This window comes from Actinomadura physcomitrii, assembly GCF_008923205.2.
In the GTDB taxonomy this organism is placed as follows: domain Bacteria; phylum Actinomycetota; class Actinomycetes; order Streptosporangiales; family Streptosporangiaceae; genus Spirillospora; species Spirillospora physcomitrii.
Genome location: NZ_WBMS02000032.1, coordinates 104090 through 110727 on the forward strand (window position 1 = coordinate 104090; position 6638 = coordinate 110727).

Annotated in this window: 6 protein-coding genes; all 6 read left to right on the forward strand. The window is 66.5% G+C overall.

Going from position 1 to position 6638, the window contains the following annotated elements; translation table 11 throughout:
- Positions 1-3: 3 nt before the first annotated feature.
- The 6 genes from F8568_RS32355 to F8568_RS32380 all read left to right on the forward strand — a co-directional run bounded on the left by F8568_RS32355 (position 4) and on the right by F8568_RS32380 (position 6220).
- A complete protein-coding gene (locus F8568_RS32355) occupies positions 4-792 on the forward strand; it encodes a tetratricopeptide repeat protein (protein ID WP_151597489.1) in 789 nt (262 codons plus the stop codon).
- Positions 793-891: 99 nt separating this feature from the next.
- Entirely contained in the window at positions 892-1446 is a 555-nt protein-coding gene (locus tag F8568_RS32360; protein WP_151597490.1) for a site-specific integrase, read from the forward strand.
- A gap of 2636 nt (positions 1447-4082) precedes the next feature.
- Positions 4083-4946: a helix-turn-helix domain-containing protein gene (locus F8568_RS32365; RefSeq protein ID WP_160573843.1), complete on the forward strand. Its 864-nt coding sequence runs from the start codon at positions 4083-4085 to the stop codon at positions 4944-4946.
- Positions 4947-4956: 10 nt separating this feature from the next.
- On the forward strand, positions 4957-5166 hold the full coding sequence (locus tag F8568_RS32370; protein ID WP_151597492.1) for a DUF397 domain-containing protein: 210 nt from the start codon (positions 4957-4959) through the stop codon (positions 5164-5166).
- Between the two features lie 287 nt (positions 5167-5453).
- On the forward strand, positions 5454-5933 hold the full coding sequence (locus tag F8568_RS32375; protein ID WP_151597499.1) for an ATP-binding protein: 480 nt from the start codon (positions 5454-5456) through the stop codon (positions 5931-5933).
- 11 nt (positions 5934-5944) lie between these two features.
- Positions 5945-6220, forward strand: a complete 276-nt coding sequence (locus tag F8568_RS32380) for a hypothetical protein (RefSeq protein ID WP_151597493.1) — start codon at positions 5945-5947, stop codon at positions 6218-6220.
- The last annotated feature ends 418 nt before the right edge of the window (positions 6221-6638 follow it).

Below are 6638 nucleotides of genomic sequence, written 5' to 3' on the forward strand. Positions count from 1 at the left end.
GCCGTGGCGATCACCGAGGAGACGATCACGAGGCTGCGGGCCGCGGCGACCGCCGGGGACCCCGACGCCGCTCGCGAGCTGGGCCGTCTGCTGTGCATGCTCAGGAGCGATTCCCTGGAGCGTCTCAGGGACCCGGAGTTCCTCCTGACGTGGCCGGAGGAACCATGGCTCCGCGCCGCCCTGCGCGCCCGTCCCGACGATCGGCTCGCCGCCGTCGTGCTCGCCGGGCGCCTCGTCCAGCAGATCGCCTACTGGCAGCTCAACGACGACAACGCCAACGCGCACGGCGAGGACGAGCACACCCTCGCACGCAGGCGCAACGAAGCACACGCCCTCTACACCCAAGTGCTGGAAACCGCCCCCGACGACCCCGCCGCCCGCGCCGGAATCGCCGCCCTGCACGCCTGGACCGACGACACCGCGAGCACCGACGCACTGGAGAACGAACCGCCCTTCTCGTACTACGAGCTCACCCTGGACATGGGATCCGGCTCGTTCCTCCATACCGAGAGCGTCGTCACCACCCATCCGGACGAAGTCCGCTGGGCATGCCCCTGGCTCCTCGCCCCAGTGGTAGCGGCGGTGAAAGAGCCCCCCTTCGGCGTCGAACTGACCCTCTTCACCTACTCCGGCGGACGGTTCGACAGCGTCGTCCACCTCCACGAGCATCTCAACGCCGACGGCACGCTCGCATGGGACGCCATCGAGATCCCGCCGCTGACCGGGAATCCGCTCCCGGCGGGCCACCCGGTCGGCACGCGCCACTACGGCTACTCCTGCGACTGGGGATGAATCCCTTGAGGCGTGGGTATTGGAACCGGTCATTCGCCGGGTCAGTCGACCTGGGAGCTACGGATATGCCTGCATCCTCCTGATCGCCTCCTGCTCCTTATGGACTTCGCGGTCGACGAGCGTCTGTACGCCCTCTTTCACCTGGTCGCCTTCCGCGGTCTGCGACGAGCCGAGGTCGCAGGGCTGTCCTGGCAGGACACCGACCTGAAGGGCTCGGGGACGATCATCATCAGGGAAACGCTGCCTGATCAGGGCGACGGGTACGACGACACCAAGTCGGAGGCCGGCGAGCGAACGGTCGCCCTGGACTCGACGACCATCTCGGTGCTGCCGGCATGGCGCGAGCGCCAACAAGAGGAGCGCCTCGCCGCCGGAGCCGAAGTCTGGGTCGACTCGGGCGGGTGTTCACCCAGGTGGACGGCAGACGCTTCGCCCTCAATGGATCTCCACACGATTCGACGACTTCATCGAGAAGCACGGGCGGGTCCGCCGGAGGCATGTCGAGGAGGGCTGGGCACCGGAGCGGATCGCGCGGCGGCACCGCGCGTCATTCGTTCACCGCCGACACCTGCACCTCCGTCCTGCCGGAGGTGTCGAAGGCCGCCGCTGAGGCCGTCGCCGCTGTCGTTCCGCGCATGTCAGCCGACGAGGTGACGGCCGAGCCGCCGGTGAACGTGGTCTCGCTGGCGGACCGGCGCAGGAGGCGAACCGAACACGCAGGATAGTCGTTCCGGTGATCCGGTTCGGGGCTCTGACCTGGGCTCGGTGACGCCGCCACGACATCTCGTGCTCACCACGTGCTATCCAGGGCCAACAAAACGGACATCTGGAACGCGACAGGGACTTCGTCCAAGATTGCCATCTCGGGCGAAGTCCCTGGTCAGGTGGCGGAGGATCGGGGATTTGAACCCCGGATGGGCGGTAAACCCAAACCGCATTAGCAGAGCCTCGTAACCCGTCCACAGCAGGTGGCCGCGTACCACAAAGTCCACTCAAAAGCGGACACGCGGCCACCCCATGCCCCAAGATCCAAAGCCCTCCCACGCAGTTCGGCCACACCATGGCCACACCACCGAGCCTTCCCTCCGAGCCTTCCCTCCGAGCCTTCCCTCCGAGCCTCGACCGTGCCCGGAGGACTCAGGTGCACGATCACCCTCCGTGCGGGTCATTCTGTTGTCAGTCTCTCGGAGCGCACCCGATGTGGCCGTGAGTACGGCAACGCTCCCAGCATGGTGAACCGGGTGATGCCCTTTACCAGGGTGATGATGGCGCTGGTGCTGGGGGCGCCGATGATCAGGTCGCCCCCAATGACCAGGCACCGCCTGATCCTCGACATGGGTGTGACTGGTGGAGATGTGCAGGTCACCGACCAAGGGCTTGGCGCTGCGCTCGGCGGTGGCCAGCCGCGACTGCCAACGCCGCAGGGCCCAGGCCCGAGCGCAGCGCGACCTGCCGATCCAACTCGGCATGCATTCGGCCGCGGGCCTGATAGCAGATCACCTGGTAGATGGCATCGTGCGATACCTGCAACTCCGGACGGTCGGGATGGAGGCGCGCAGGTGCGTCGCGATCTGCTGCGGCGACCAGCGCCGGACTCAAAGGTCACGCACCACTGGCCACAACGGGCCGTCGGCGCGGGCGCGGCCCCGATGTTGCTCTTGCCGATCAAGCTTGCCCGGCTCGAACCACCGCGCCCGCCGCGCCCGCTCCTGAACCTTGCGCTGCGCCGCGGGACACGAATAAGTCCACCGGTTCAACCCACCCAGCCCACCGGGGGCGGTGGTGGCGCGGCCGGGATGCCGCCCCCCGACCGGCGACATCTCTACGCCGATAGGAATGGCGGCGTCCCACCTTCCGCCACACCGTCGAACGGTGCAGACCGACCACCACCGTGATCTGCGGCACCGACCGGCCCTCACCTCACAACACTTCGACCTGCGCACGCTCATCACGCGTAAGACGATGTCTGGGCATAGCAAGATTCTCCCGAAGACCCCTTGCAACAAATACTAGAAGCTGCTGTGAAAATACGTTGATGTAGCGCCTCAATCAGGTGAGACACTGGGCACGTGACTGATACAGGACCTGCTCCGACGCTGGCCACAGAGCAAGAGCTGCGTCAACGCAGGCAGGAGCCGATGCGGTATCTGTCTGGTCTCCCAGCTGAGGGATCTGTGCTCGAGCTACAACATATGCTCGAGGAGGAACACGGCCGGCAGTCCCATGCCGCTGCCGACCGTGATCTTCTTAAGCATCACCGTACAAAGCTTCGAGCGATCGGCGATGCGCTGGCGTGGTCGATTTTTGAGCAACACACCATCCGGACACTGGCCAAGCACCCTGGCCGCGCCGCGCCGCCGCCGGTCAACACTGCAGATGCACAATTCGTCTGGAGTGTGGCCGAGCACTTGGTCCGCGCGGGGCGGGTGCCTGTCCTAGCCGACCTGACGAACGTACTCTTGATCGGCGATATCATTGCCCTCGCCCCCGATGGGGCTGTAAACGTTGTCGAGTGTAAGAACACCCGGATCCCGACGCGTTTGCCATCCAGGGGGCGTCTCGCCCGTCAGCGTCGACGCGGCGAATCGGCTGCGGACTATCTACGTGAAAGCGTTATGCCGTATGCCTCCGCGGAGGTAACCGCGATGGGATCAGCCGCGTTCCCTGCTCCCTCGTCCTGCGCCTCGGGGCCGTGGACTGATCCAGGGACGTCCTGGTGCAGATCAGTCAGCGAGGCGCTGCGGGCCCCATCGGGGTCGAGCACACGCGTGAGGGCCTCAATGATGTCGGTCCGCCCCGCACGGGGGACCCCGGCCAAGACCACATGACTGTTGGGACGGAGATCTAGCTGCTCCCAGCCACGGAAGCCTGAAATCTGCAAGCGAGTGACGCGCACGGAGCCCATCATCTCGTAGCGGCCCGGTTTAGCACGGCGATTGGTACGGGCCAAGATCGGACACGGCGCGATGGCGCAATCCATTCTCGACTAAGCGGAACAAGGTGGGGTCAACAGTCACGTATCAGCCACGGCGCCCGGACTCGCGCGTATCGCTACCGGACGCTGGCCCCTCAACGCAGTCGTGGGCTCTGGTGGAAACGCCCAGAGGACGGCGAAGGCCGTCTATCGGCGTCCCGTACTGGCGGGCGGCGCTGAAGGCTCGTGCGCACGCTCGCGCGCTCCTCGGTCGGAGCATTTCGGGAGTCGGGAAGGCAGACCCGCACGGGACCGGACGTGGATACGCTGCATGTCCTGGAAGCGTGACAGTCGGTGTTCGAGGACGCGGGGTGGGGTGTTGATCAGTCCGTATGTCCGCCGGCTGCGGCTTGCGGCGGAGTTGCGCGAGCTGCGGGAGGGGGCCGGGGTCTCGGCGCAGGATCTGGCCAAGCGGTCGGGTGTGTACCGGCAGATGATCAGCAAGTTGGAGAACGCGCATGTCGCACCGAACCAGGAGGATGTGCAGCGCCTGCTGGACGTCCTCGGTGTGGAGGGTGACAAGTGGACGCAGCTCGTGCAGATCACTGCGGAGGCGGCGGCGCATGGTTGGTGGGAGTCGTCGGGGATCGGTGAGCGTCAGGCCAGGTTCGCCAACCTCGAGGCTGGTGCGAGCGTCATCCGCGAGTACCAGCAGAACCTGATTCCGGGGCTGCTGCAGACGGAGGAGTTCATCGCTACGCGCTTGGCCAACACCGAGTTGCCCTTGCCGCCTGATGCCGAGGTTGCCGGCGTGCTGAAGGGGCGGGTCGGGCGGCAGCGGATGCTGCATCGTCCAGCCGGCCCGTCCTACGAGGTGATCCTCGACGAGGTGGTGTTGCGTCGTCGTTCGGTCCCGGCGGAGGTGTTCCGTCGGCAGCTGGGCCACATCGTCGAGCTATCCCGGCAGGACGAGCGGGTGACGGTGCGGGTTCTGCCTGTGGACGCTGAGATCCCGGGGTACAACATCCCTGAATGTTCGTTTTCGATGTACACCTATCCGGACGACGGCGATCCCAGTGTGGTGGCTCTGGAGGCGGTGACGACCGACTTGGTCCTCACCGATCCGGAGCAGACCGCGCAGTTCGAGATGGTGTACGGAGGCCTTGTCCGTGCGGCCCTGTCGACCGAGCGGTCACGCGAGATGCTGGCGGATGCCGCGGACTCCCTCCCCTCGCGCTAGGAAGATCATCATGAGCAGTCGTGAGCGCTACGTCGGGTGGCGCAAGTCCTCGTACAGCGGAACGGGCAACAACTGCGTCGAGGCCGGGCGGGCCGGCGGACGTCGGGTCGGCGTCCGGGACACCGCAGCCGGTCAGGCCGGGCCGGTACTGGAGTTCGAAGTGAGCGCCTGGGCGGCGTTGTTGACGGAAATCCGGGAGGGAAGGCACCGCCTGCCCTAGCCCATCCAGATACATGCAGGGGTCGAAGTGACACACTTCGACCCCTTTTCCGCATGTCTGGGTCACGAAAGAAATGCGCAGTGTCACAGAACTCCTTGCCGACCCGGTGAAGACAGCCACATACTCGTGACTGTCACACAGCATGGACAGTCAGTGAGCGAGGGTCTGGCTTACCCCTTCCGAGGGCATGTCCAGCGGACTCCGAGAACCGGCTGTCGTTCGTCTGCAGGCTCACAATCAGGAGCGACAAGATGTCTGTGCCACCGACCGCGCCCCCGCGGCCCGACATGGCCACTCTCGGCGCAAGACCCCCGCTGCACGACGGCAGGGACTTCAGAGAGCTTGTGGGAGTGGCCGCCCTGCCAACCGCGATCCCCCTGGTGCGTTCGTTCGCACGCGCCAAGCTGTCGGCATGGGGAGTGGAGGCCGACCACGGCTGGGAGTGCCAGCAGGTGCTCTCCGAACTCGTCACCAACGCCTTCGACATCACGGGCGAGCCGCTACCCGGCGAGCTGCTCGCCCTCGACGAGCTGGCGATAATCCTCGTCCAGCTCCGGATATCGGCCCAGCGCCTCATCGTGGAGGTCCGCGACTCCGGGGACGGCCGACCGCAGATCCCCGACACGGGGGTCAACGACGAAGGCGGGCGCGGCCTTCGGCTGGCGACGATGCTCGCCGGCACCTGGGGTTGGTACCCCGTCGCAGCGCCGAAGCCGGGCAAGGTCGTGTGGGCCTCGTGGGCACTCGACCGTGAAGCCACCTCGTGAGGCTGCGTCCGGTGCCTCGCCTGCTCGCTCGACGCCGTCCGGTCGATTCGCCGCCCCTCGCGTTTATCGTCCCCGACGAGATGACCGGACGCGAACTCGCGAACGGGGTCGGCCTGGCCTTCGCCCGCTCACGCGATGCCTTGGCGGAGGAAGCGAGGCAGGCTCGATACCGGGCCTGCCAGGAGAAGAATCGGCGGCATCGTGCCTACCTGGCCGGTCGAGCAGATGCCCTGAGTGAGGCCGTTGCGCGTACGGACGCCGCGATGGCCGACCTGTTCGCCGGGTAGAACGCCGGGCGCCGAAGGGTGGCGACTCCCCCTCCCGGCCGGGGAGTCGCCGATCGCATCCGTTACCTGAGCCGGGCACCTGGACATGACGCTCGGCGGGAAGCGCGAGCGCCTGCCCTCGACAGCTGCGCAAGCCCTTGACCTGCGTCGGGCAGCTATCAACGGCCGGTCGGGCGAGGGCACGTGACGGCTCCGGAGCGCACACCAGAATGCTTGCGAACAACAGCGCGCCACGCCGGTGCTTAAAGTAGCTGACTCGCTTGAGATGAGAGAAGCTGAGATGCATACGGCTGTCGACGACGGGTGAAAACTGACCCCCAGGCGACGGCCGAAAACTGACCCCCTCCCACTCTGTGGAGGGTGATCAAGGTGGAGGACTGGGCGGAGATCCGCCGGTTGCACCGGTCCGAGGGCATGC